The organism is Vibrio sp. 10N.222.48.A3, from assembly GCF_041475345.1.
GTDB lineage: Bacteria > Pseudomonadota > Gammaproteobacteria > Enterobacterales > Vibrionaceae > Vibrio > Vibrio tasmaniensis_A.
Window position 1 is genome coordinate 1 of the sequence record NZ_JBFRVX010001011.1, and the last position, 564, is coordinate 564.

Annotated in this window: 1 protein-coding gene; it reads left to right on the plus strand. The window is 37.8% G+C overall.

Features of this window, described 5'->3' with window-relative positions; all coding sequences use genetic code 11:
• The first annotated feature begins 63 nt into the window (after window positions 1-63).
• A complete protein-coding gene (locus tag AB4653_RS23020; protein ID WP_102258114.1) occupies window positions 64-324 on the plus strand; it encodes an ogr/Delta-like zinc finger family protein in 261 nt (86 codons plus the stop codon).
• The last annotated feature ends 240 nt before the right edge of the window (window positions 325-564 follow it).

The window sequence follows — 564 nt, forward strand, 5'->3', positions numbered from 1 at the left end:
AATAGCGTTCAATCACTTAGGGGTGGGCATTGAACGTATTAATTAAGAAGGGAGATTACAACAATGCTAATGCCATGCCCAACATGCGGATGCAAAACCCGAATTGTTACTTCACAAGAAATGTCAAACGAGACACGGAAAGCCTACTGGCAGTGCCTCAATTTTAACTGTGGTGTTCGCTTTCATACGCTTACTTCTGTAGAGGGGATTATCGACTCTGTTGGAGTGCCGCCAGATCCAAAGCTACAACCAGAGCTGTGCAAAGGTGATGTGAACCAGATGGATTTACTTTTTGGGAAAGATAAAGCATTGGCATTTGATTGAAGAAAAAATTAATATTTAACAAATATTTATAACAATTTAAAGTCAAAATCATGCGATTATTCAAAGAACACTTATCAGAAATGCGACGAACAGAGGTTGATAGATCTGTCGGTTTTATCTGCAAAGATTGTAACAAAGATGTTTACTACTTTAACCGAAGGAATCGAGCGATCACGTATAAGAAAAATTGCATAGTATGTAATAAAAGTAGCCATGAAGGCATTATCATCGAAGATTTCG

Bases quoted from the DNA above. Each gene is read 5' to 3' on its own strand.
- AB4653_RS23020 (WP_102258114.1), top strand. From the start codon at position 64: ATGCTAATGCCATGCCCAACATGCGGATGCAAAACCCGAATTGTTACT.